The 23,932-nt window shown below is 66.7% G+C and carries 20 protein-coding genes and 5 tRNA genes; 15 read left to right on the forward strand and 10 right to left on the reverse strand.

What is annotated here, in order from left to right; genetic code table 11:
- The 5 genes from GOOTI_RS23940 to GOOTI_RS23960 form a co-directional block, all read right to left on the reverse strand.
- On the reverse strand, positions 1-590 hold a 590-nt coding region (locus GOOTI_RS23940; protein ID WP_007241189.1), incomplete at its 3' end, for a LysR family transcriptional regulator.
- A gap of 10 nt (positions 591-600) precedes the next feature.
- A complete protein-coding gene (locus GOOTI_RS23945; RefSeq protein WP_051998061.1) occupies positions 601-1,542 on the reverse strand; it encodes a LysR family transcriptional regulator in 942 nt (313 codons plus the stop codon).
- A 44-nt stretch (positions 1,543-1,586) separates the two neighbouring features.
- On the reverse strand, positions 1,587-2,348 hold the full coding sequence (locus GOOTI_RS23950; protein ID WP_007241191.1) for a crotonase/enoyl-CoA hydratase family protein: 762 nt from the start codon (positions 2,346-2,348) through the stop codon (positions 1,587-1,589).
- On the reverse strand, positions 2,345-3,448 hold the full coding sequence (locus tag GOOTI_RS23955) for an MBL fold metallo-hydrolase (protein WP_007241192.1): 1,104 nt from the start codon (positions 3,446-3,448) through the stop codon (positions 2,345-2,347). Before GOOTI_RS23955 ends, GOOTI_RS23950 begins: the two co-directional genes overlap by 4 nt.
- 69 nt (positions 3,449-3,517) lie before the next feature.
- Entirely contained in the window at positions 3,518-4,462 is a 945-nt protein-coding gene (locus GOOTI_RS23960; protein WP_007241193.1) for an alpha/beta fold hydrolase, read from the reverse strand.
- 104 nt (positions 4,463-4,566) lie between these two features.
- Between GOOTI_RS23960 and GOOTI_RS23965 the strand changes: the two genes are divergently transcribed.
- The 5 genes from GOOTI_RS23965 (at position 4,567) to nrfD (ending at position 12,750) form a co-directional block, all read left to right on the forward strand.
- Positions 4,567-6,141 (forward strand): MFS transporter, encoded by a 1,575-nt coding sequence (locus GOOTI_RS23965; protein ID WP_007241194.1) that lies wholly within the window; start codon positions 4,567-4,569, stop codon positions 6,139-6,141.
- Between the two features lie 167 nt (positions 6,142-6,308).
- Positions 6,309-7,118 (forward strand): alpha/beta fold hydrolase, encoded by an 810-nt coding sequence (locus GOOTI_RS23970; protein WP_227923573.1) that lies wholly within the window; start codon positions 6,309-6,311, stop codon positions 7,116-7,118.
- Between the two features lie 139 nt (positions 7,119-7,257).
- Complete coding sequence (fdh, locus tag GOOTI_RS23980) at positions 7,258-10,596, forward strand: formate dehydrogenase (protein ID WP_233425575.1); 3,339 nt, start codon at positions 7,258-7,260, stop codon at positions 10,594-10,596.
- 10 nt (positions 10,597-10,606) lie between these two features.
- On the forward strand, positions 10,607-11,638 hold the full coding sequence (locus tag GOOTI_RS23985) for a 4Fe-4S dicluster domain-containing protein (protein ID WP_007241197.1): 1,032 nt from the start codon (positions 10,607-10,609) through the stop codon (positions 11,636-11,638).
- Entirely contained in the window at positions 11,635-12,750 is a 1,116-nt protein-coding gene (gene nrfD, locus GOOTI_RS23990) for an NrfD/PsrC family molybdoenzyme membrane anchor subunit (RefSeq protein WP_007241198.1), read from the forward strand. Before GOOTI_RS23985 ends, nrfD begins: the two co-directional genes overlap by 4 nt.
- Positions 12,751-12,761: 11 nt before the next feature.
- On the opposite strand, the gene GOOTI_RS23995 is transcribed toward nrfD, so the two are convergent.
- Both GOOTI_RS23995 and selD read right to left on the reverse strand, forming a co-directional pair.
- Positions 12,762-13,838 carry a GGDEF domain-containing protein gene (locus GOOTI_RS23995; RefSeq protein ID WP_233425576.1) on the reverse strand — a complete coding sequence of 359 codons (1,077 nt, stop codon included), beginning with the start codon at positions 13,836-13,838 and terminating at the stop codon, positions 12,762-12,764.
- A gap of 132 nt (positions 13,839-13,970) precedes the next feature.
- Positions 13,971-14,981, reverse strand: coding sequence for a selenide, water dikinase SelD (gene selD / locus GOOTI_RS24000; RefSeq protein WP_007241200.1), 1,011 nt, complete (start codon positions 14,979-14,981; stop codon positions 13,971-13,973).
- Positions 14,982-15,045: 64 nt separating this feature from the next.
- Here selD and GOOTI_RS24005 point away from each other — a divergent pair.
- The 6 genes from GOOTI_RS24005 to GOOTI_RS24030 all read left to right on the forward strand — a co-directional run bounded on the left by GOOTI_RS24005 (position 15,046) and on the right by GOOTI_RS24030 (position 21,428).
- A tRNA-Sec gene (locus GOOTI_RS24005) sits at positions 15,046-15,141 on the forward strand.
- Between the two features lie 32 nt (positions 15,142-15,173).
- Positions 15,174-16,532 (forward strand): L-seryl-tRNA(Sec) selenium transferase, encoded by a 1,359-nt coding sequence (gene selA / locus GOOTI_RS24010; RefSeq protein WP_007241201.1) that lies wholly within the window; start codon positions 15,174-15,176, stop codon positions 16,530-16,532.
- Complete coding sequence (gene selB, locus GOOTI_RS24015; protein WP_007241202.1) at positions 16,533-18,323, forward strand: selenocysteine-specific translation elongation factor; 1,791 nt, start codon at positions 16,533-16,535, stop codon at positions 18,321-18,323. It abuts the gene before it with no gap.
- Positions 18,324-18,398: 75 nt separating this feature from the next.
- Entirely contained in the window at positions 18,399-19,358 is a 960-nt protein-coding gene (locus tag GOOTI_RS24020; protein ID WP_007241203.1) for a helix-turn-helix domain-containing protein, read from the forward strand.
- Entirely contained in the window at positions 19,355-19,903 is a 549-nt protein-coding gene (locus GOOTI_RS24025; RefSeq protein WP_007241204.1) for a dihydrofolate reductase family protein, read from the forward strand. The genes GOOTI_RS24020 and GOOTI_RS24025 overlap by 4 nt, the downstream gene beginning before the upstream one ends.
- Before the next feature lie 136 nt (positions 19,904-20,039).
- The gene (locus GOOTI_RS24030) at positions 20,040-21,428 is read left to right on the forward strand and encodes an HNH endonuclease (protein WP_007241205.1); all 1,389 of its coding nucleotides are present in this window, start codon (positions 20,040-20,042) and stop codon (positions 21,426-21,428) included.
- A 107-nt stretch (positions 21,429-21,535) separates the two neighbouring features.
- Here the strand turns inward: GOOTI_RS24030 and GOOTI_RS24035 are convergent.
- A tRNA-Lys gene (locus GOOTI_RS24035) sits at positions 21,536-21,608 on the reverse strand.
- Between the two features lie 216 nt (positions 21,609-21,824).
- On the opposite strand from GOOTI_RS24035, the gene GOOTI_RS24040 reads away from it, so the two are divergent.
- From GOOTI_RS24040 to GOOTI_RS24050, 3 genes are all read left to right on the forward strand, one after another.
- Positions 21,825-21,897 (forward strand) — tRNA-Glu (locus GOOTI_RS24040).
- Positions 21,898-21,935: 38 nt separating this feature from the next.
- A tRNA-Asp gene (locus GOOTI_RS24045) sits at positions 21,936-22,012 on the forward strand.
- A 29-nt stretch (positions 22,013-22,041) separates the two neighbouring features.
- Positions 22,042-22,115, forward strand: a tRNA-Phe gene (locus GOOTI_RS24050).
- A gap of 39 nt (positions 22,116-22,154) precedes the next feature.
- On the opposite strand, the gene GOOTI_RS24055 is transcribed toward GOOTI_RS24050, so the two are convergent.
- Both GOOTI_RS24055 and GOOTI_RS24060 read right to left on the reverse strand, forming a co-directional pair.
- Positions 22,155-22,694 carry a DUF1990 domain-containing protein gene (locus tag GOOTI_RS24055; RefSeq protein ID WP_007241206.1) on the reverse strand — a complete coding sequence of 180 codons (540 nt, stop codon included), beginning with the start codon at positions 22,692-22,694 and terminating at the stop codon, positions 22,155-22,157.
- 73 nt (positions 22,695-22,767) lie between these two features.
- Positions 22,768-23,118, reverse strand: coding sequence for a hypothetical protein (locus GOOTI_RS24060; RefSeq protein ID WP_007241207.1), 351 nt, complete (start codon positions 23,116-23,118; stop codon positions 22,768-22,770).
- 119 nt (positions 23,119-23,237) lie between these two features.
- On the opposite strand from GOOTI_RS24060, the gene GOOTI_RS24065 reads away from it, so the two are divergent.
- Positions 23,238-23,882 (forward strand): NUDIX hydrolase, encoded by a 645-nt coding sequence (locus tag GOOTI_RS24065; RefSeq protein ID WP_007241208.1) that lies wholly within the window; start codon positions 23,238-23,240, stop codon positions 23,880-23,882.
- The last annotated feature ends 50 nt before the right edge of the window (positions 23,883-23,932 follow it).

Consider the following 23,932-nt stretch of genomic DNA (forward strand, 5'->3'; position numbering starts at 1 on the left):
ACGAACACCATCGGAATCCGCGGCAGGTCCGCGATGTCGATCGGACCGTCGGGCAGGTCGGTACCCGGCGGACACACGAGCCAGAACTCCTGCTCTCCCAACGTGATCACCTCGAGGCCGTCGGCTCGTGCGTCGAGAGTGCCGAGGTGGGTGACGACGAACTCGCAGCGGCCCTCCTCGATCATGGCCGATGCCGCCGACTCGTCGTGCATGTCTCGGACACGGACACGTGCCGCGGGATGCTCGGCAACGAACGCGGCGAGAAGATCCGCGAGGCTCGCACCGTCGATGAAGGGCGATGCCATTATCTCGATCCGACCGGTGATCTCCTCGGCACCGACCGCCAGCGCGTCCTGTACAGAACCGACGTCGCGGACCATCTGACGTGCGGAACCAACCAGCGCTCGACCGGCGGCGCTCGGTACCATTCCGCGTCCGATCCGGTGGAAGAGCTGCACTCCGAACTCGCGCTCGAGGGCGCGCAGAGCCTGTGAGACGGTCGGCTGTGTCACGCCGAGCGTTGCCGACGCTCCGCCGATACCACCGTGGTCGACGACGGCGAGGAAGTACTCGATCTGACGGAGTTCCACCGGTGTCCGCCTATCCGAGGTCGTCCGCGTCGAGGGTGGCGTCGACAGTGCTGAGCGCGTCGTCGTCGACTAGTGCCGGTGCGCCACAGGTACGACGCGCCACAGCGATGAAAGCGGCCGCTGCCGGGGACGGTTGGCCCGACCGGACGAGCATGCCGAACTCGTGATGGAGCGGTGGGGTCATCGGGTAGGCGACGGCGCCGGGGATCTGTTCGGCAACGGAGTCCCGCGGCAGGATGGTCGCGCCCACGCCGCGGTTCACCAGTTCACGCACCGTGGGTGGATGCGCGCAGTCGACGACCACGTTGCGCGCGTCGTCGCCGATGACGTCGGTCAGTTGAGTTCCCATCGTCTGGTCGGAGAGATCGATCACCAGTGGTAGTGATCGAACGGACTTCCGCGCCAGTGCACCGTCTGTGGTGTCGACCGACAGCGACGGCGGCGCCGCCAGTACGAGTTCCTGCGTGCCCAGAGGGGCGAAGGTGAACGTCGAATGGTCTGCGGCCGAATCGATCAGACCGATTTCTGCCTCACCGTGCCGGAGTCGATTCACGATGCCGGCGGGTCCGTCGGCGGCGAGGATGCGGACGGCGACCTGGTTGAACCGTGTGCGGAAGTCACGCACGATCGATACCAACGGTGTCACGGCGAACATCGAATCGGTGACCACATCGACGGTGCCCGAACGCAACTCGCGGACTGCTGCGACGCGGTCGCGTGCGCGGTCGACGTCGGCGAGGACACGACGCGCGACCACCTCGACGCGTGCTCCCGCGTCGGTGAGTTCGAGACGACGCCCCGAGCGGTCGAACAGGGTCACCCCGAGGCGGCGTTCGAGGGTGCGGATCGCCTGCGAGAGCGACGGCTGGGAGATGTAGAGGGCCTGTGCAGCCTTGGTGATACCGCCGTGGTCGATGACCGCGACGAAATAGGTGGCGAGATGCAGGTCCACCACCTGATCGTAGGCGAGCGTCTGCGAGCTGCGTCACGCCCGTGTCAGTGACCCGTCCACGTCGGTGCACGCTTCTCGGCGAATGCCCGTGCACCCTCCTGTGCGTCGTCGGAGGCGAAGACCGGGTCGAGAATGCCGCTCTGTGCTGCGAAGAGATCGGGATCTGTGTAGCGGATGGCCATGCTGACCACCTGTTTGGTGGCACGCACGGCGAGGGGACCGTTGGCGGCGATCCGTCCCGCGAGCTCGCGCGCTCCCTCCAGCGCTCCGCCCGACGGCGTCAGGGTGTTCACCAGGCCGAACTCGTGCGCGCGGACCGCGGTGATCGGATCGCCGGTGAGCGCGATTTCCATGGCGAGTTGGTACGGCAAGATCTTGGGCAGGCGCAGCAGACCGCCCGCAGCGGCGGCGAGTCCCCGCTTGACCTCCGGCAGCCCGAACTTCGCGTCCTCGGCGGCGACGATCAGATCCGCAGACAGCGCCAGCTCGCACCCGCCGGCCAGTGCCCAGCCCTCGACTGCTGCCACGAGGGGTTTACTCGGCGGCGCCGACGCGATACCACCGAATCCGCGTCCGGGGACACTGGGCAGTTCGCCTCGCGTGAACGCTTTGAGATCCATACCGGCACAGAAGGTTCCGCCTGCGCCGGTGAGGATTCCGATGGTGATGTCGTCGCGACGCTCGAACTCGTCCATCGCGGCGGCGAGTTGTTGTGCGACCTCCTGATCGACGGCGTTCCGCGCGTCCGGCCGGTCGATGGTCACAACGGCTATGCCGTCGGCGAATTCGGTGCGCACCGGGGTCATCGCAGGGATCCTCTCGTGGTTGCGGATTCGACGTCGAGGTCATCGGGCAGGGGATCCGTGATCGTCCAGCGCACGGGTTCGTGGCCCGCCGACGAAATGACACCGCGCGCCTCGAGGACGAGCAGATGTGCATTTGTTTCGCGCAATGCCATGCGTGACAGGGGGATCGACAGTTCGGAGAACGGTCGCGACCACGTCACCGTGCGCGTCACGTCCCACGCTGTCGCGCCGGGTTGGTCGGAGACGGCTTCGGTGATCTCGGTGAGTCGCTCCTCGTGGTGGGAGAGAAGATCCGTCACCCGGTCGGCGAGTCCGCGGAACCGGTACTCGTGGCTGGGCATCGCCTCGAGGTCGCCGATGTGCTCGGTCCGCGCGAGAGAGGTGAGGTAGTCGGCCAATGGACTCGGGGTCTGGAACGGATTGGTCGACACGTTCGGGCTGATCCGGGGGAGCAGGTGATCGCCGGTGAAGATGACCCCGGCGTCGTCGTCGGCGAAACAGAGGTGACCCGCCGTGTGTCCGGGCGTCCAGACCGCGCGTAGATTCCAGCCGGGGACCTCCAGCGGCGAGCCGTCGTCGAGTTCGACATCCATCGTGCGGCCGTCGGGGAGGCGGACGAACTCGAGTAGACCGGTGTCGGCGACATCGGTCGGCGCGCCGAGGATGCGCAGGTCTTCCTGGGCTGCCTCGAACTCGCGCGCTTGCTCCGCCTCGGAGTGGAACCGCAGGTGACGTGGGTCCGCGGTGTGCATGGCGACCTGCGGATCGACGTGCTCGAGAAGGCGGGGTACGAGTCCGAAGTGGTCGGGATGCAGGTGCGTGACGAAGACCTGCGAGACGTCATTGAGGTCGTGCCCGGTCGCGTGGATGCCGTCGACCAGCATCTGCCAGCCCGCGTCGGTGTTCCACCCGGTGTCGATGAGTGCCAGTCGACCGTCCGCCGTCGCCAGCGCGTACACGAGGATGTAGCGCAACGGGTTGCCGGGCATGGGCACCGGAATCGACCAGAGGCCAGGACGTACTTCTTCGACGGGCGGCAGTTCCTTGCGACCCCACGCCTCGCGCTGACGATGCCCGGTGACCACGATCGACGTACTCATCGTCTCATCCGACCACGCCCCGGCCGAGCGCCACAAACACCCGTCGACTCACGGGCCGTGAGGAGAACCCTATATGTGATTCGCGCTGGAAACGGTCGCCTGATCCCACACGGCGAGTAGTTCGTCCATCACGTCCGTCGACATCCCGAACAGGCTCAGGTGGCTCTCGCCGTGCAGGCTGAAGAGTTTGGCGTCGGGCAGTAGTGACACCACGTGCTCGCCGTGGGCGTAGGGGACGATGTGGTCGTGATCGCCGTGCCACCAGCGCACCGGGGTGACGACGTCGGCGACTCGGAAACCCCAGTCGCGCGAGAACACCCGCACGTCGTTGAACGGTGCCTCCATGCGGTGTGAACCGCCGCTGAGCAGGTCGTCGAGGAACATCGCGCGGAACTCGGGACGGCTGAGCAACTCGCGGTCGGCGGCGGGGGATAGCCTGCCGTAGAGCAGGATCGCAGGCTCGGCGATCGGACGTACGAATCGCAACGCCGTACTGATCGCCTGCCCGACCGGTGCGCCGACGAACGGGAGGATCGGTGCAGCGCGGCGGGCGAGCGCCACGGCACCACCACCGATTGCCTCGCAGCCGACGGTCGGCGCCACACCACCGACGATTCCGGCGACGTGGACGCGCGGGCCGAACTCGTGCGCGACGGCCAGCGCATACGGGCCTCCACCGGACACCCCGATGACACCGAAGTCGTCGATGCCGAGCGCATCGAGCACATCGACGAGGTCATCACAGAAATCCCGCACGCACTCATACGGATGGGCCGTCGACGACCCGACACCCGGTCGGTCGATTCCGATGAGCCGGACGCCGCGGGCCGCGGCGTACTCGCGTGCTTCGATCGGGATCTGCCGACGAGCACCGGGAGTGCCGTGGAGCCAGAGGATCGGGCGTCCCGATGCTGAACCGAACTCCGCGAAGCCGATGCGGCGCTTCTTGCGTTCGAGCGATGATGTTCCGACTGCAACGGAGCCCTCGATCTTCGGGCGATCGACGTCGATCATGTGACCAGGATCTCATGATCGAAGCTTCCGTGGGCGTCAGGGGCCTCGGCACCGGTTCACGCCTATCGGGTGCCGTTGCCGACGAATGCAGGCATGGTTGAGCCATGGCCTCCGCCTGGCAACCGCTGAAGAGTTCGGTCTTCCGCAATCTGTTCATCGCGCAGCTCGTGTCGAACATCGGGTTGTGGATGCAGTCGGTCGGCGCGCAGTGGTATCTCGTCGACCAGCACGCCGGCCCAGCGGTGATCTCGTTGGTGCAGACCGCCAGCCTCGCCCCCACGCTGTTGCTCTCGCTGGTGGCGGGTGTCCTGGCCGACAGCCTCGACCGCAAGTGGCTTCTCGTGGTGATGTCGGTGTACTCGACGGCGATCGGGGTGCTGATGGCCGTGCTGGCGTTCACCGGGCACCTCAATCCCGCCACCCTGCTGATCCTGACGTTCCTGCTCGGCGCGGGTGCTGCGCTCTCGTCACCTGCGTTCCAAGCGATCCAGCCCGAACTCGTCCCGCGTGACGAGATACCCGACGCCGCGTCGCTGGGCAGCGTGTCGGTCAACGCCGCCCGCGCGATCGGTCCCGCGCTGGCAGGCGTGATCTTCTCGTTGGGCGGAGCGGGCACGGTCTTTCTGCTCAACGCCATTTCTTATCTGGCCGTCGTGGTCGCACTGTTGATGTGGAAACGCTCGGGACAGAGCTCCGACATCGTTCCCGAACGTCTGTCGGACTCGCTGTGGGTAGGGCTGCGCTATGTGGCGGCGGCGCCCATCGTGCGTCGAATCCTGCTGCGATCAGCGCTGTTCGCCATCCCCGCGTCGGCTCTATGGGCTTTACTTCCGCTGATCGTTGCGCACTCCTTTCATCTCGGGTCGTCGGGGTACGGTCTCGTGCTCGGCGTGCTCGGCGTCGGCGCGATGATCGGAGTGGCGTTGATGCCGTGGATGCGGCAACACCTTTCGTCGGCGGCGATCCTCGCACTGTCGGCCCTGGTGTTCGCCATAGCGACCATCGGCGCGGCCTTTCTGCCGCTGTGGCCGTGTCTGGTGCTCTTCCTGTTCGCCGGAATCGCGTGGATCGCGACACTTACCACCCTGAACGCGGGGGCGCAATTGACGCTCCCGCAGTGGGTCCGTGCACGCGGGATGGCGGCCTATCTCCTGGTGTTCATGGGGTCACAGGGCATCGGCGCATTGATCTGGGGCGCTCTCGGCTCTGCCATCGGTACGCGGTGGGCACTGGTGATCGCAGGAGTGTGTCTGCTGCTGACCGCGGCGAGCGTGCGGTTACTCCCGCCGTCGCCGGTCACCGGCAAGCTCAGCCGCGACCTGTCGATGGCATGGCCGGTACCGACGTTGATCTTCGAACCCGACCCCGACGACGGGCCGGTCGAGGTCAGTGCGATCTACAACGTCCCGGCCAACCGCCATGCCGATTTCCTCGCCGCCATGCCCGCGGTGGCGAGATCACGCCGACGCACCGGAGCGCGCAACTGGCATCTGTACCGAAGCGCCGACGAACCCGACCACTACGTGGAGCAGTTCATCGTGCCGTCGTGGTCGGAGTATCAGCGTCAGCATCGTGAACGGTGGACCGAGTACGACCACGACAACGTCGCGCGAGTGCTCGCCATGACCGAAACCGGCATACCCGACGAACGGCACCTGTTCAGCACGGATCTTCGCTGAGCGCGCACGGACGGAAAACGCCAGCGTGACGGCGTACCGTTGTTCGGGTGAGTGCAGACGTTTCCCCGGCAACGCAGAGCTCGACGCCGTCGTCGATTCAACGGATCATCCGCGGTGTTCGCCACGTGGCCACGCCCTATCCCGTTCGTGATCTGCCCGTCGGTCGGATGGTCGAATTACCCGGCCGTGGAACCACATTCGTCACCGACTCCGGACCGGAGGACGCTCCCGCAGTGTTTCTGCTGCACTCGGTGCTCACCACGGGTCTGCTCTGTTGGTATCCGTCGATCCCGCAGCTGAACGGTCGCTACCGGGTCATCACACTCGACCAGCGCTGGCACGGGCGCGGAATCCAGGCGGCCGGGTTCGATCTGCGCGACTGTGCCGACGACGTCGTCGCGCTCGCCGACGTCCTCGGCATCGACCGTTTCATCGCCGCCGGGTTCTCCATGGGCGGCGGGATCGCGCAACTCGCGTGGCGCCGGCACCCGGGCAGGGTATCGGGGCTCGTGTTGTGCTCGACGGGGCCGTTCTTCAGTGAGCGAGACCCGCATCGGCGCGGCCGCGACGCCCGCATCGGACGAATCCTGCGCCCGATCTACGAATCGCTACCGCGCCCATCGTCGGAGAGCCTCGATCAGCCCTCGAAGCACACCACCGTGTGGGCCTTCAAACAATTTCTGTCGACGCCGCTGTCGCACGCAGGCGATTTCGGCGAAGGCCTCGGCAACTTCGACTCCCGCCCATGGCTCGGCGAGATCGACGTCCCCACGTCGGTCGTCGTCTCGACCCGTGACCACACCGTCGAGCCGGAGCGACAACAATTGCTCGTCGACGGCATTCCTGGCGCACGCCGATTCGACGTCGATGGCGGCCACGCCTGCTGCGTGATCGGCGTCGAGAAGTTCCTCCCGCCCTTCGTCGCCGCCGTCGACGCGGCCGCCCTCGCGTCTCCGGTGCTCGTCAGTCGGGGCTGATCGGCGCGTCCGAACGTTCCGCTGAACGCCGTGGCAGACGCCGCCGTCGGCGGCCCGCGGCCACAAGACCTTCGACGCGGTTCTCGCCGGCGGTCCCGACAAGGGCTCGCTGTGAGCGATCTGGAGTAGGGTCGACATCGTGCCCTCCTTCAGCCCATTGGAGTGGCCGGTCTTCCGGCAGTTGCGCACCGGCGACAAGTACGGCCGCGGTCCGGCCGTACAGTCTCCGCGCACCCGCGCCACCGAGTCGAGGACCGCCACCGCCGATCGCGTGGTGCAGAGCGTGTGCCCGTTCTGCGCTGTCGGCTGCGGGCAGAAGGTCTACGTCAAAGACGATCGCGTCATCCAGATCGAGGGCGATCCCGATTCGCCGATCTCGCGCGGGCGGCTGTGCCCGAAGGGCGCCTCGAGCGAACAACTGGTGAACAACCCGATGCGGCAGCGCACCATTCGTTATCGCGCGCCGTATGCGGCCGAGTGGACCGATCTCGATCTCGACACGGCCATCGACATGATCGCCGACCGGTTCGTCGAGTCGCGGCGTCGGACCTGGCAGGACACAGATGACCAGGGTCGCGTGCTGCGTCGCACCATGGGCATCGCTTCGCTCGGTGGCGCAACCCTCGACAACGAAGAGAACTATCTGATCAAGAAACTCTTCACCGCGGCGGGCGCGATTCAGATCGAGAACCAGGCGCGTATATGACACTCCGCAACCGTTCCCAGTCTGGGAGCCTCATTTGGACGCGGCGGCGCAACGCAATCACTACAGGACATGGCGAACTCCGACTGCATCGTGCTCATCGGCGGCAACATGGCCGAAGCGCACCCGGTCGGATTCCAGTGGGTCGTTGAAGCACGCTCCCGCGGAGCGCGCGTCATCCACGTCGACCCGCGGTTCACGAGAACGTCGGCCAACGCCGACAAGCACATCTCGATCCGTGCCGGCTCCGATGTCGTGCTGCTCGGCGGGCTGATCAACTACATGATCACTCACGAGCGGTACTTCCGGGAGTACGTCGTCGCCTACACCAACGCCGCGACGATCGTCAACGACGACTACCGCGACACCGAAGACCTCGGCGGGCTGTTCTCCGGGTTCGATCCCGAGACCGGGCAGTACGACCCGTCGACGTGGGCGTACGCCGACGCCGAGGACGGTCGCATCGAGTCGCCCGGCGGTGAGGAGCACGGTGACTCGGCGGCAGCGCGTGCGGCCGGCGACCAGCACGGTTCCGGAGGGCCTCCCCTCGAGCATGCGAAGGTGCTGCGCGACGACTCGCTGACCGACGAGCACACTGTCTTCCAGATCCTGAAACGGCACTTCTCCCGGTACACACCGGAGATGGTCCGCGACATGTGCGGCATCTCGATCGACGAATTCACCTACCTCGCCGAGTCGATCGCCGACAACTCGGGCCGCGACCGCACAACGTGTTTCGGCTATGCGACCGGGTGGACGCAGCACACCCTCGGCGCGCAGTTCATCCGTACCGCCGCTGTCCTGCAGTTGCTGCTCGGCAACGTCGGGCGCCCCGGTAGCGGGATCATGGCGTTGCGTGGGCACGCGAGCATCCAGGGATCCACCGACATCCCGACGCTGTTCAATCTGCTTCCCGGTTATCTGCCGATGCCCTCGGTGGGTAAGCACGACACCTTCGAGCAGTACCTCGAAGCGGTGGGTTCGCCTGCGCAGAAAGGCTATTGGGCCTACGCCGATACCTACATGGTGAGTCTGCTCAAGGCGTGGTTCGGCGACGCCGCGACGGCCGACAACGACTGGTGCTACGACTATCTGCCCCGACTGAACGGTCCCGCGGGGACGTATCAGACAACAGTGTCGATGCTCGACGACGAGGTCGAGGGCTACTTCGTGCTCGGCCAGAACCCGGCGGTCGGGTCGGCGAACGGTAGGCAACAACGCCTCGCGATGAGTCACCTGAAGTGGCTCGTGGTCCGCGATCTGAACATGATCGAGTCGGCGACCTGGTGGAAGGAGGGCCCCGAGATCTCCTCCGGAGAGTTGCGCACCGAGGACATCGGTACCGAGGTCTTCTTCATGCCAGCCGCCACCCATGTCGAGAAGGCAGGCTCGTTCACCCAGACCCAGCGCATGGTGCAGTGGCGGCACCAGGCGGTCACACCGCCGGGTCAGGCGCAGAGCGAACTCGACTTCTTCTACGAGCTCGGTAAGCGAATCCGACAGCGGCTCGAGGACTCCGACGATCCGCGCGACCGACCGCTACTAGACATGACGTGGGACTACCCGCTCGACGAGCACGGCAACCCCGAACCGGAGTCGGTGCTCTCGGAGATCAACGGTTACGTCACATCTGGCGAGCACGCGGGTGAGAACCTGACCAGCTACACACAGATGAAGGCCGACGGCTCGACGGCAGGTGGCTGCTGGATCTACACCGGCGTTTACGCTCACGCGACCAACATGGCTGCGCGACGCGTCCCGCACGGCGGCGACTCTGTGAGCCAGCACGAGTGGGGTTGGGTGTGGCCCGCCGATCGTCGGATTCTCTACAATCGAGCCTCCGCCGACCCCGAGGGCAAACCGTGGAGCGAACGCAAGCGCTACATCTGGTGGGATGCGCAGGCGCACAAGTGGGTTGGCGACGACGTGCCGGACTTCCCGGTCGACAAAGCGCCCGACGCCCGCCCCGATCCTGATCTCGGTGGCGCGGACGGCCTCGCGGGCGATGACCCGTTCATCATGCAATCCGACGGCAAGGGTTGGCTCTTCGCGCCCAAGGGACTCGTCGACGGCCCGCTGCCCGCGCACTACGAGCCGCAGGAATCGCCGGTGGCCAATGCGCTCTACCCGCAGCAGCAGGCGCCCGCGCGAATCATCTTCGCGCGCACCGACAACCTCGACGCTCCGAGCGCAGGCGATGCCGGCTCCGAGGTCTATCCCTACGTGTTCACCACCTATCGGCTGACCGAGCATCACACCGCGGGCGGGATGAGCCGGTGGTCGCCGTACCTCGCGGAACTGCAACCGGAGATGTTCTGTGAGGTCTCGCCGGCGCTGGCCGCAGAGCGCGGGCTGGTCAACGAGGGGTGGGCGACGATCATCTCGCCCCGCGCGGCGATCGAGGCGCGTGTGCTGGTCACCGATCGCATGAAGACGTTGCGGATCAACGGGCGTGACGTCCACCAGGTCGGCCTTCCCTACCATTGGGGAATCGGCAGTGACGCGGTGGTCAGTGGCGACGCCGCCAACGATCTTCTCGGCGTCACACTCGATCCCAACGTGCAGATCCAGGAGTCGAAGGTCGGGTCGTGCGAGGTGATCGCAGGCCGTCGGCCGCAGGGCAGGGCACTTCTCGACCTTGTGCGGGACTACCAGCAGCGCGCAGGCGTGACACCGCAGACCGACAATGTGCGCATCACCGACCCAGAGCACGAAACAATCTATCCGCCAACCGATTCCGACGACACCGACGGAGAGGGATTCACCCGATGGTGAGGAGTGCGAGATGAGCCATCAACTGTCCGGTCCCACCGACCCGAGTGCCGACGCGCACTGGGGCGACGCCGAGCGTGCGCGCAAGGGCTTCTTCACCGACACCTCGATCTGTATCGGCTGCAAGGCATGCGAGGTCGCATGCAAGGAGTGGAACCACAATCCGCGCGACGGCGACCTCGAACTGACCGGCATGTCCTACGACAACACCGTCGCGCTCGGCGCGAGCACCTGGCGCCACGTCGCATTCATCGAGCAGGATCGCGAACGCATCGAGCAGGCACGTGAATCCGGACGCGCCCTTGTCGGTTTGGGGATGCCGACGATGCCGGGCGGCGCAGAGCCACAGCCCGAAGTGGACACCACCCCGCCCGATACTTCCCCACCCGATACTTCTCCGCCCGACACCCCCGAGTTCCGGTGGCTGATGTCGTCGGACGTCTGCAAGCACTGCACGCACGCGGGTTGTCTCGACGTCTGCCCGACAGGCGCGTTGTTCCGCACCGAGTTCGGGACCGTCGTCGTGCAGCACGACGTCTGCAATGGCTGTGGAACCTGTGTTGCCGGTTGCCCTTTCGGGGTCGTCGAACGTCGTTCCGACGGAACCGTCGAGCCGACAACACGAGAAGGGCAACGCAAAGGTGAGCAGCCTCCCGTGCCGAGGCGTGGTGTGGCACAGAAGTGCACACTCTGTTACGACCGTCTCGTCGACGACGAGACACCCGCATGCGCCAAGACCTGTCCGACGACGTCGATCAAGTTCGGCGATCACGACGACATGTTCGACACCGCACGCGAGCGCGTCGCGCAACTACACGAACAGGGGATGACCGAGGCTCGCCTCTACGGTGCGAATCCCAACGACGGGGTCGGGGGCACCGGCTCGGTGTTTCTGCTGCTCGACGAACCCGAGGTGTACGGTCTCCCGCCGGATCCGCGGGTGTGCACGGCCGACCTACCCACGATGTACCGCCGTGCAGGCGCTGCGGCCCTCGGCATGGTTGCTGCAGCGGCGGTCTCCTTCCTGACCGGTAGGAAGCGATGACCTCCGACTACGATTCGCTACGCCCACCGGAACCATCGGGGCGTCGAAAGCGTAAGGGCGGCAAGGGGCGTCGACGTAACTTCTTCGGTCAGGGCGACGGTGGGCGCGAGATGTCCATGGTGCCCGACGTCGAGTTCGAGAAGGTCGACGCCGACGGGCACGCGGGCTACTACGGGCACAACGTCGTCAAGCCTCCACCCTGGGACGACAAGGTGGCCACCTATCTGTTCCTCGGCGGTGTCGCGGGAGGGTCGGGTGTGCTCGCTGCCGGGGCGCAGTTGACGGGACGGAAAGTGTTGCGCCGCAACGCCCGCATCAGCGGGCTGGCGGCAGCGGGACTCGGTGGGGTCGCCCTGATCGCCGACCTGGGCCGCCCGGACCGCTTCTACAACATGCTGCGGACCTTCAAGGTCACGTCGCCGATGAGCGTCGGCTCGTGGATTCTGTCCGGCTTCTCCGGGGGCATCGGCGTGGCGGCCGCGGCGGAGGTGGATCGTCTTCTCCGAGAGCGACTTCCGCTCGGGCCGCTACGTTCTGTGCTGCGCGTGGCCGAAGCGCCCGCCGGACTCGTCGGTGGGGCGTTCGGGCCGTTGCTCGCCGTGTACACGGCAGCACTGCTCGGCGACACGGCAACCCCGACGTGGAACGCGATGCACCGCGACCTGCCCTTCGTGTTCGTGAGTTCGGCGAGTCTTGCGGCTAGCGGACTCGCTCTGGTCACCACGCCGCTCGACGAGGCCGGTCCGGCCAGGACCCTCGCCGTACTCGGCGTGGTGGGCGATGTGGCGGCCACCCGGGTGATGGAATCGCGCATGGACCCCGTCGCCGCCGAACCACTCCACCACGGCACCCCGGGCACTCTGATGCGCTGGGCGGAAGGTCTGGCAGTCGCGGGAGGGGTGGGTGCGCTGCTCAGCGGCCGCTCACGTATTGCGTCTGCGGTCTCGGGGACAGCCCTGCTCGCGGCGTCGGCGTGCACCCGCTTCGGTGTCTTCCACGCGGGCATCGAATCGGCCAAGGATCCGCGATACACGATAGAGCCACAGAAGCGTCGCCTCGCTGCTCGTCGTGCCGCCGGTGTCACCGACGATTCCATCACGACTGCGGACTGACAGTCAGCGCGTCAGCCGAGTCTGCTCAGCCGGGATGGTGTGCGGTGCGCGTGTCTCGCAAGCGGCCGATCGTCTCCGAGGTCGGCGACGACAACCCGGTTTCCGCCCTGGCGCTTCGCTGCGTACATTGCGGCGTCGGCCGCCTCGAAGAGCCTGTCGACGTCTTTCGTGCCACCGCCGGAGGCCGCGCTGATGCCGATGCTCACCGTAACAGAAGGCGAGGTGTCGGCAGCGACGCCGACCCGGATACGTTCGGCCAGCGAGCGGGCCGTGCGTAGTTCGTCGTCGAGGATGACCGCGAACTCCTCGCCGCCGGTTCGGGCGGCGACCAGGTTGCGGATTCCCGCCAGTCGATGACCTGCCTGCGTGATCCGACCGCCGACGCGCACGAGCACGAGGTCACCGATGTGATGGCCGTGTGTGTCGTTGATGGCCTTGAATCCGTCGATGTCGATGATGATCACCGACATGACCGTGCGGGAGTCGTCGAGGCCGGCAAGGTAGCGTTCCAGGCCGCGCCGATTGGCCATTCGGGTCAGCGCGTCGGTCCCGGCGTCGGAGGCATTGGTGCCCAGCACCCACAGGAAGTAGTGGACGGTCGGGAGAATGACCAGGACAAGGGCGAACGGCGCGATGCCTTTCGAGAGGGCGACCAGCAGCATGTCCTGCCCCCGATCGATCGCGACCAACACGATCAGCAGGACAGTGACGGCCGAGGCGAACACACTGTGCAGAACGTGGGCACGCGAGGTGCAGAAGAACATCGCGAACACGCTCATGATGGAGAAGATCGTGACACCTGCGACGCCCAGCAGATGATCGTGATGCCCGAGGCATGCCACAGCGATCACCGCGTCGCTGAACAGGAGCACCGTCAGACTCTCGAGCCTGCTCGGCAACGGGAGCACCCACCAGCGCACCACGAGACTCGCGGTGACCAGAGTGGTCAGTACCAAGACCTGCGTGACATACGGAGCGAAGTCGGAGTTCGACGACGTCGCGGCCGCTCCGGCTGCGAAACCGAGCAGGGCTGTTCCGAGAGTGAGGACGAGTCGTTTGAGCGTTCGGCCGCCCAGTTGCTCGAACACGGGCACACGGCGTTGCAGAGATTGCCGATCGCGAAACCACGTCGAGACGGCGAAGCCGGGGCGCTGACGCGACATCATCCCCCCTAGAAATAGGCCCGTCGTCCACGAGAATAGAGTGAGCGCGCTTCGATGTCAGCGAACTGCGATCCCTGCACCTGCAACTATCTCGCCGATCACGGGATATCCGGGGACTTCGCCGACCAGCAGGAGGCCGCCGGACGTCTGGGCGTCGGCGAGCATCAGCAGATCGTTCTCGTCGATGCCGCTGCCGACGTCGAGGTGATCGCGAACCCACTCGAGGTTGCGTCGGCTGCCGCCGGAGACGTAACCGTCGTCGAGCGCGTCGCGGGCGCCGTCGACGAGGGGCACCGCGGAGGTGTCGACGACCGCGCGTACGCCCGACGCCCGGGTGAGCTTGTGGAGGTGGCCGAGCAGCCCGAAGCCGGTGACGTCGGTGCCGGCGCGGACTCCGGCGCGTAGGGCCGCGTCGGCCGCGTCGCGGTTGAGCGTCGTCATCACCTCGATCGCTGCGTCGAATACTTCTCCGGTCTGCTTGTGTCGGTTGTTGAGCATTCCGACGCCGATCGGTTTGGTCAGTGTGAGGGGTGATCCGACGGTCGCGGAGTCGTTGCGGATGAGGGCGTCGGGGGCGGCTATCCCGGTCACGGCCATCCCGTACTTGGGCTCCGGGTCGTCGATGCTGTGCCCGCCTATCACGGGGCAGTCGGCTTGTGCTGCGACTGCCAGCCCGCCGCGCAAGACCTCGGTCATCAACTCCATGGGCAGGACGTCGCGCGGCCAGCCGACGAGGTTGATCGCGACGACGGGCGAGCCGCCCATCGCGTAGATGTCGGAAAGTGCGTTGGCAGCCGCAATGCGCCCCCAGTCGTAAGCGTCGTCGACGACTGGGGTGAAGAAGTCGGCGGTCGAGAGGACGGCGAGGTCGTCGCGGATTCGCACGGCTGCGGCGTCGTCGCCGTCATCGAGGCCGACCAGGATGTTCTCGCCACTCTGGCCGGTCAACCCGGAGACTGCGGCCTCGAGCTCGCCCGGTGGGATCTTGCACGCGCATCCGCCGCCGTGGGCGTACCCGGTCAGCCTGATCGTCGGGGTCTGCGAGGGGCTCGTGTCGACGGTGCTCATCTGACACAGGGTAATCAGGGGTTCGAGCCATCCGAGGTGGGATTCGCTACGGTTGGGTCGGCGAGGAGGCGTCTGGGTTCCTGGTGGTCCCCCCGGTCTTCAAAACCGAGGAGGTCGAGTATCTCGGTCTGGCGGGTTCGATTCCCGTCCGCCTCCGCCACAGCGCCACCGCAGCGGAAAGGAAGGGTGCGGGTGAGTCAGGTCGACGGCACGCGTCCGGAGCGGCAGCAGTCGGATGCCCGACGTCGAATCCCGCGCACCGACCGACTGCTGAGCAATCCCGACATCGCGTCGGCTGCAGCACGACTCGGCGAGCAGTCGGTACGCGACGTCGTGCGTGAGGTCCAGGACTCGGCACGACGCGGTGAACTCGACCCCGACGAGGTGGAGTCGGTCATCTGCGAAGCCCTTGCCCGTCGCCGTGTCGGTTCGGGTCGGGGCGTGCTCAACGCCACCGGGGTGGTCGTCCACACCAATCTCGGCCGTGCGTCGCTCTCGGGTGCCGCGTGCGACGCCGTTCTCGACGCCTGCGGCTACGTCGACGTCGAACTCGATCTGGAGTCGGGGACACGATCGCGACGCGGAGCAGCGACGCGCGCCGCCCTCCTGCGTGCCTGCCCCGCGGCGAATGACGCGTTGATGGTGAACAACGGTGCCGCGGCGATGGTGCTGGCCACGACAGCGCTCGCCGCCGGACGCGAGGTGGTCATCAGCAGGGGGGAGATGATCGAGATCGGTGCGGGATTCCGCCTGACAGACCTCATCGAGTCGACCGGCGCGCGCCTGCGTGAGGTCGGCACCACCAACCGCACCCACCCGGGTGACTACGCGAGGGCCATCGCCGACGGCGACGTCGGGTGCGTACTCAAGGTGCATCCGAGTAACTATCGTGTCAGCGGGTTCACCGCGGAGGCGACTATCGCTGAAATCGCCGAAATCACTGTCGGGCAAGGTGTTCCACTGATCGCCGATCTCGGCAGCGGACTTCTCGTGCCCGATGCGACGCTGCCGGACGAGCCGGACGCATCGTCGGCGCTGACCGCGGGCGCGGATCTGGTGATCGCCAGCGGCGACAAACTACTCGGCGGCCCACAGGCCGGAATCCTGCTCGGCGACGTCGATCTCATCGCTCGGTTGGCCAAGCATCCGCTGGCGCGGGCCGTGCGCGCCGACAAACTGGCTCTGGCGGCGATGGAGGCGACGCTGACCGGGCCTACGCCACCGGTGACCGAATACCTCCACGCAGACCCGGATCTGTTGCGCGCCAGGACCGAGAGTGTCGCGACGGCCATCGGGGGCGTCGACGTGGTTCCGCACGACGGCAGGGTCGGTGGGGGAGGGGCGCCCGGAGTGCCGTTGCCCGGCTGGGCGATCCGACTCCCCGAGCGTGCCGCGCATGCCCTCCGTACGGGTGTTCCCGCAGTGCTGCCGCGAGTCCACGACGGCGCCTGCCTCGTCGACCTGCGTTGTATCCCGCACGCCGACGACGCGACCGTCGCCGCAGCCGTGCGACGTGCTCTCGATTCGGCCGGGCCGGGATCGGCCGATTAGATGTACGTCGTCGCCACTGCCGGTCACGTCGACCACGGCAAGAGTGCGCTGGTACGCGCGCTGACGGGTATCGAGCCCGATCGATGGGCAGAAGAGCGTAGACGAGGGCTCACCATCGACCTCGGGTTCGCCTGGACCACAACGCGATCCGGCGCAGATCTGGCCTTCGTCGACGTGCCGGGTCACCAGCGCTTCCTCGGCAACATGCTCGCGGGCCTCGGGCCGACACCGGTCGTGATGTTCGTCGTCGCCGCGGACGAGGGGTGGCGCAGGCAGTCGTCGGACCACCGCGACGCGATCGTCGCACTCGGCATCGACCGCGGTGTTGTGGTGCTGTCGCGTGCCGACCTCGCGGACAGGGGACGGATCGACGAGGTCGTCGCCCAGGTGGCCGACGAGTTCGACGGAACGGGGCTGGTCGACGCTCCCGTTGTCGTCACGTCCGCGCACACCGGGCACGGGATCGACGCCCTGCGTGACCGGCTCACAGACGTCCTCGAGGACGGACCGGTTCCCTCCGACGCTGCGCCCGTTCGGTTCTGGATCGACCGATCGTTCAGCATCACCGGAGCAGGTGCGGTGGTGACCGGAACCCTGTCGGCAGGATCACTCGGTCGGGGCGACACACTCGATCTGGTGACCGACAACAACGTACGGTCCGTCGGGATACGTGGGGTGCAGAGTGAGAACGCGCCGCGTGAGCGCGTCGGTCCGGTCAGTCGTGTGGCGGTGAACCTCAGGGATGTGTCCGCATCGGACATCGCCCGCGGCGATCTGCTGCTCACCCCCGGCATGTGGCGGCTGACCGACACCGTCGACGTTCGTCGGGTCAGCGGTCCCGGGTTGGACTCCGTGCCAACAGGTCTCGGTGTCCATGTCGGCACGGCCGCACCGCACGGTCGAGTGCGCCCCTTCGACGCCGAGCATGCGCGAATGACACTCGACCGCGCGTTGCCGTTGATCGTCGGCGACCGTATCGTCCTGCGTGACCCGGGCAGTGGACTCGTCGGCGGGGGTGTCGTGCTGGACGCGGAACCTCCGGAGTTGCGGCGGCGTGGTGATGCGGCGCGTCGCGCAGAGGCGTTGTCGGACATGCGCACTGACGGCGACGCGCTCCACGAGGTGGTGCGTCGCGGCGCGGCGACCGTCGACCACCTCACGCGACTCGGGGTCGCCACCGCTGGCGAGAGTGCGCCTGCCGGAGTGCGGGTCGTCGGGGGCTGGTGGGTTGACGAGTCTGCCTGGGAGATCTGGATCAAGCGGCTCCGGGCTGCTGTCGACGCTGTGGCCGTGGAGGATTCGATGTCGCGGGGACTGCCGAGGGCGAGCGTGGTCGGCGCGGTCGGCTTGCCATCGGACGCGCTGGTTGCCGCTCTCATCGCAGACGCTGGTCTCGATCATGCCGATGGCTACCTCACGAAGCAGGGTGCGGTCCCCGGACTCGGCGACGCGGAGGAGGCGGTCGCAGCGCTCGAACGCAGATTCGCCGACAACGCTTTCGCCGCACCGGAGGCCGACGACCTCTCAGCGCTCGGTCTGGGCCACAAGCAGTTGGCCGCGGCCGAGCGACTGGGGCGGTTACTGCGCTTGCGCGACGGGATCGTGGTGTCGCCGCGCTCTCCGGCGCTGGCCATGCGGGTGCTCGCGGGGCTGGAGCAACCGTTCACCACCAGCGAGGCCCGCAAGGCGCTGGGAACCACCCGCCGTGTCGCGATCCCGCTTCTCGAGCATCTCGATGCCCGCGGTTGGACGAGACGCCTCGACTCCGGTCACCGCGAGGTGGTGCGGTGAGGTTGTCGCCGTGCGACCAGCGGGAGCGCAAGAACGGTCGGGCGATGAGCAGCTGACGGGTTCCATACTGGCCATATGCCTACGCAAGGACGGGATCGACTCCGCGAACTGCTCGACGCCGTGCTCGCCGACGACAACTCGACACTCGGGAACATGGCCGCAAGTGTCTACTCGTCGCCGTTTCACTTCAGTCGACGAGTTGCACGGGACGTCGGCGAGCCGCCGGCCGCGCTCCGACGCCGCGTCCTCCTCGAACGGGCCGCATGGCAGTTGCGACACGGAGCGTCGGTGACCGATGCGGCCTTCGCCGCGGGCTATGAGTCAGTCGAGGGTTTCAGCCGCGCGTTCGGGCGCGCTTACGGTCACCCGCCGAGCGCGATGCCGTCGGGCGTCGAGGGGCGCGGGCACTGGTTGCCTGCCCCGAACGGAATCCACTTCCATTCGCCGACAGTCCTCTACGTCGCGGGATCGAGCACGTTCGGCGATGGGACCACGGCGTCGAGCGGTGACCTGGTGTCGCTGCTCGTGCGCCACGACGTCGACGACATAGCCGCGTTGCTCGACGTCGCAAAGTCGTTGAGTGACGAGGACTTCGACCGGGTGCACTTGCCGGGAAACACGACGATCGCCTGGGACGGGCACGACGAGTCGTTGTCCGATGTGCTGCACCATCTCGTGTTCGCCACGGTGCCGTGGATGGCCAGTATCGACGGCGACGACCTACCCGACGCGGACATACGGTACAGCGCGGCGGAACTCGCCGACCGATACGACGACATCGCCCCGCGGTGGCTGGCGACGGTCCGTGAGATCGACCGACGCAAAGCGTGGGCGGACAGCATCGTCGACGCGCTGTGCGATCCGCCGGAATCCTTCGTGCTTGCCCACATCGTCGCGCATGTGCTGACGTTCTCGGCTCATCGTCGACAACTTGCCCGAACGATGTTCGCCCGGGTGGGGATCGACACCTCGGCGCCCGAACTCGACCCCGACCCGATCATGTGGCAGCGCAGGCAATTCGGAGGTGTCCAGTGAGTACGACAACGCGGTTTCGCTTCTACACGGCGACGAGTCTCGACGGCTTCCTCGCCGATGCCTCCGACTCACTCGATTGGCTGCTCACTCAACCGATCGACGACGACGGTCCGATGAACTACGCCGACTTCATCGGCGGTATCGGCTGCCTGGTGATGGGGTCGACCACCTACGAGTGGGTCGTCGAACACGAAGTGGAACAGGGTAATCCGTGGCCGTACGAGATCCCAGCGTTCGTGTTCTCCACGCGCGACCTCGCAACCGTCGCCGAGAGTGTTCGTGTCGTGTCCGGGGCACCGGGCGTTCACCGTCAGGCCCTTCTCGACGCGGCAGCTGGTCGCGATGTGTGGGTCGTCGGGGGCGGCGATCTCGCCGCCCAGTTCTTCGCGGCCGGGATGCTCGACGAACTCATCGTCTCGATCGCACCGGTCCTGCTCGGTTCGGGACGGCCGCTCTTCACCGCGCGGTGCGATCTCGAACTGCTCGACGTCGCGCGTAACCGCGGGTTCATCTGCGCGCGTTACGACGTCGCGGCGTTCCGCTGAACGCTTGTGCCTTGTCGGCGTTCAGCGGAACGCTTGTGCCTTGTCGGCGTTCAGCGGAACGTTCACTCCGAAACCCTGTCAGTACCCGCCGATACGATGCCCTTATCGAACACATCATCGATCTCCAGGGGTGGCCATGGCCGGCGGCAGCACAGACATATTCGACGAGGCTGATCCGTGCGAGCTGGCGGTGGGGGAGATCGCCGACCGGCTGGAAGGCTACGCGGGCCAGATCGCGAGTATGACTGCCCGGTTCCTGCTCCTGGTGTCAGAATTCGACCGACGCACCGGCTGGTCGGGTGACGGGATCATCTCGTGCGCACACTGGTTGACGTTGCGGACCGGGCTGTCGACGCGAACCGCGCAGGAGTACGTGCGGGTGGCACGCACCCTCGACGAATTGCCGAAGATACGTGTGGCGTTCGCGCAGGGGCGGTTGTCGTACTCGAAAGTGCGTGCACTGACTCGCGTCGTGACACCCGACCGCGAGGACGAACTGCTCAACGTCGCGTTGTCCGCCGACGCCGCCCAACTCGAGCGGGTGGTCCGGGCTATCCGCTCCATAGATCAGCGGGAGCGCGAGGCCACCGAGGGTGAGGTCGAATCAACCGCGTCGTGGGAGTGGAATTCCGACGGCACCCTGTCGGTGCGGATGCGTTTGTCGGCGGTAGACGGGGCGTCGTTCATGGCGGCGACGGTCCGCGCCGAGTACGAGCGCACGCGGACGTCCGGGTCCGACGACCGCGGTCCGACCGTCGCCGATCTCGTGGCCGCACAGATCGAACGAGCCGGTGGGGCAGATCGCGAAGCCGACATCGAGGAGGCCGGTCTCGAGCCTGCGGATAGACGGCTGTGGCGCCACACGCCTGCGAACATCGCACCCGCGGTGGTGCTGATGGCAGAGACGATGCAGTCAGCGATCGAGGTGCCCACGTTCACGCCGGGTGCCGAAGTGGTCGTCCACACGCATGAGCGCGGCGAGGGCGTAGCTGACCGCACCGCGGCAGTCGCTCCCGATGCGCACGTCGAGGGTGGTCCGGCCCTGTCGGCGGTGGAGGTGGCTGAGGTGTCGTGCTCCGGCACGACGACCGACGTCCGCCATGATCGGAGGGGGACGGTGACGTCGTGGGGGCGTCGAACGCGGGTGCCGTCGACGCGGACCTTGCGGGCGATTCTGGACCGTGACGGCGGGTGCCGCTACCCGGGATGCGGACGGACACGGCACCTGCACGCGCATCACGTCCGGTTCTGGTCGCGTGGCGGGGCCACGACGCCCGACAACCTGGTGCTGCTGTGTTCGTCGCATCACCGAGCGCTACACCGAGGCGAGTTCTCGATCGAGGCGCATGCGTTGCAGCAGTTCATATTTCATCGGCAGGTCGATGGGACCGTGATCGAGCGGGCGCCGTCGATCAGTGCGGCTCAGGGATGGCGGCCGGCAGCGATCGCCGACGGCGCGGTGGTGCCCGAGAACCCCGGACGGCTCGACCTCGGATACACGACCGAGGTCTTGTACGCCGCGTGAAGGTTCAAGCAGGCCGCCAGCAGTCGCGACGATTCGACGACGAGGACCTTGGCGGCGTGAGGGCGTTCAGCGGAACGCCGGCGTAGTGAGCGCCTCGCGATGACGAGTGCCCCCAGTAGGGCTCGAACCTACGACCTGCGGATTAAAAGTCCGTAGCTCTACCAACTGAGCTATAGGGGCGGGTGCCTCGACGCGGTGGCCGACGCAGGATGTGAGTTTACAGGTCTGCCTGGCAGCGGTGCGTTGACGGTCCGGATGGAATTGTCGATGCCCTTCACGCCCGAACCGGGTATGGTGTCCACAGGGCGCCTTCTCGCGCGAAATGCGGCCTGACCAGGCGATTTGTGAATTGCGCGAGCGGTGTCCTAAGCTGAGTCGGCTCCCAACGGAGAACCGGCCCCCTTCGTCTAGCGGCCTAGGACGCCGCCCTTTCAAGGCGGTAGCGCGGGTTCGAATCCCGTAGGGGGTACAACTGAGCCCCTACGGGGGAGCAGGAAAATTGAACATGGCCCTGTGGCGCAGTTGGTTAGCGCGCCGCCCTGTCACGGCGGAGGTCGCGGGTTCGAGTCCCGTCAGGGTCGCCAAAGGTTTCCGGTGTCGCACCGGACCTTCCGGCCAGGTAGCTCAGTTGGTACGAGCGTCCGCCTGAAAAGCGGAAGGTCGCCGGTTCGATCCCGGCCCTGGCCACTGAGAAAAACCACCTGGCAACAGGTGGTTTTCTTGTATTCAGGCACTGCGTTGCCGCGTCGCCGCTATATGTTCCACCGCGTTTAGGTAGCGCCGCGTCATCAGCGCCTGGACGGTACGCGCGATCGGTCCACCGAGTCGGGTATACCAACGACCAGGACGTGAGAAGGCGCAGATCGTCGCCACCACAGAGTCGTCGGCTCGCCATTCCACCGCGAACAATTCTTCGCCACTTTCGGGATGACCGGGTAGCGTGCCGTAGGCGAATCCGGAGCAATCGGGTTCGTCGACGACGTACACCACTCGGCACGGGACGCGGATGGGTCCGAGAAACCATGCGGAGCACATCATTACCGTGCCCACCCGGGCCGACGGGGTGCTCGCCCGTACGGTTAGTCCAGCACCTCGGTGCATTTCGTACCGAAGAATCGCGTCCCCGATGGTCCTGAAGTCGGATTCGCCTCGGCCGACGACGCGTTCTGCGCGGCTCACGTGGGCATCTGAAGGGAGCGTTCCGCGAGTAGCGCCGATCTCGTCGTAGGTGACTGACGCGCCGATCCAGTTGCCGAGGTCGGTCATACCGCGCACTGCCCTCGGTAGCGGAGTCCGCGGTATGCAGGCACTCGAGTCGGTCTGATCCGAGCGTCCGGTCTCATCCGAGTCCCCAGGTGAACCAGGACGCCACGAGGCCGACCATGCCGCCGGCAACAGCGAATGCGATGGCGTATCCCACGCCGAAGCGTCGGGTGCGTACCGGGATGATCAGCGCGATCGCAGGGATCATCAACACGACCCACGCGACCAGCCAGGGCAGCCAGTACGTGGCAATGAGTGGTCTGCTCTGCGGGTAATCCAGCGGGGCCGCGGTCGGCTCCGGGAGGCCGAGCCAGTCGCGGCTGATTCTCGCGAGCGGGGGCATCGCTACAAACGCGACGAGGACGCCTGCTGCCACGGCGATCGCATCGACGAGCTTGCGCGCGCGAACCGTCCGTACATCGGTCATCGCCTCATTCTAGGAACGCCGCGCGTGTGCGAACGACGACGTCCACCGCTCGTCGGCGTATCGTCAGCGCCCGGAGCCGCCCATCGTGAGCGAGTGTCGGGTCATGGTCAACTGGATGTGTGACATCCATCGATCGCACGATTGCCACTGATCGCCTGGCGGCGCTCGAGCGCCGCGTCGTCGACGATCCCGAAGCGCGCCCCGCTGCCGTCGCCATCGTGATCTCGAGTCAGGCGGACAGGCAGGGGATCTGGATCTTGCGACGCCCACTGACCATGCGCAAGCATGCCGCGCAGTTCGCCCTTCCCGGCGGGCGACTCGATCCGGGAGAAGGGGTCATCGACGCCGCACTACGTGAACTCGAGGAAGAACTCGGGGTCGCCCTCCATCCCGACGACGTACTCGGACTACTCGACGACTACCCCACGCGATCCGGCTTTGTGATGACGCCCGTCGTGTGTTGGGCACAGGATGCTTCGGCTCCGTCGCCTAGCCCGGATGAGGTGTCCGAGCTGTTCTTCGTACCTCTCGACGACCTGCTCGACGAACCCCGGTTCATCACCATCCCCGAGTCGCCCCGCCCGGTGATCCAACTCCCGATTCCAGGGCTGCGCCGCGACCCCGACGACCACTCGCCCAGCGGCCGCTCGGCGTTGCTCCATGCGCCGACCGCTGCAGTGATCTATCAGTTCGTCGAAGTTGTGCTGCGAGGGAGGGACACTCGGGTCGACGGCTTTGAGCAGCCGGTATTCGCCTGGAAGTAAAAAATCTGACCCATCGGAATGAAATCGGACCGCGGTCCGTTTAGAATGAC

This window comes from Gordonia otitidis NBRC 100426 (genome assembly GCF_000248075.1).
GTDB lineage: Bacteria > Actinomycetota > Actinomycetes > Mycobacteriales > Mycobacteriaceae > Gordonia > Gordonia otitidis.

Coding starts and splice junctions, on each gene's coding strand:
- GOOTI_RS24060 (WP_007241207.1), bottom strand. CDS start 23,118: ATGACCGATGTACGGACGGTTCGCGCGCGCAAGCTCGTCGATGCGATC.
- GOOTI_RS23965 (WP_007241194.1), top strand. CDS start 4,567: ATGGCCTCCGCCTGGCAACCGCTGAAGAGTTCGGTCTTCCGCAATCTG.
- selB (WP_007241202.1), top strand. CDS start 16,533: ATGTACGTCGTCGCCACTGCCGGTCACGTCGACCACGGCAAGAGTGCG.
- GOOTI_RS24020 (WP_007241203.1), top strand. CDS start 18,399: ATGCCTACGCAAGGACGGGATCGACTCCGCGAACTGCTCGACGCCGTG.
- GOOTI_RS23955 (WP_007241192.1), bottom strand. CDS start 3,448: ATGAGTACGTCGATCGTGGTCACCGGGCATCGTCAGCGCGAGGCGTGG.
- GOOTI_RS24055 (WP_007241206.1), bottom strand. CDS start 22,694: ATGACCGACCTCGGCAACTGGATCGGCGCGTCAGTCACCTACGACGAG.
- GOOTI_RS23960 (WP_007241193.1), bottom strand. CDS start 4,462: ATGATCGACGTCGATCGCCCGAAGATCGAGGGCTCCGTTGCAGTCGGA.
- nrfD (WP_007241198.1), top strand. CDS start 11,635: ATGACCTCCGACTACGATTCGCTACGCCCACCGGAACCATCGGGGCGT.
- GOOTI_RS24030 (WP_007241205.1), top strand. CDS start 20,040: ATGGCCGGCGGCAGCACAGACATATTCGACGAGGCTGATCCGTGCGAG.
- selD (WP_007241200.1), bottom strand. CDS start 14,981: ATGAGCACCGTCGACACGAGCCCCTCGCAGACCCCGACGATCAGGCTG.
- GOOTI_RS23985 (WP_007241197.1), top strand. CDS start 10,607: ATGAGCCATCAACTGTCCGGTCCCACCGACCCGAGTGCCGACGCGCAC.
- GOOTI_RS23970 (WP_227923573.1), top strand. CDS start 6,309: ATGGTCGAATTACCCGGCCGTGGAACCACATTCGTCACCGACTCCGGA.
- GOOTI_RS23950 (WP_007241191.1), bottom strand. CDS start 2,348: ATGACCCCGGTGCGCACCGAATTCGCCGACGGCATAGCCGTTGTGACC.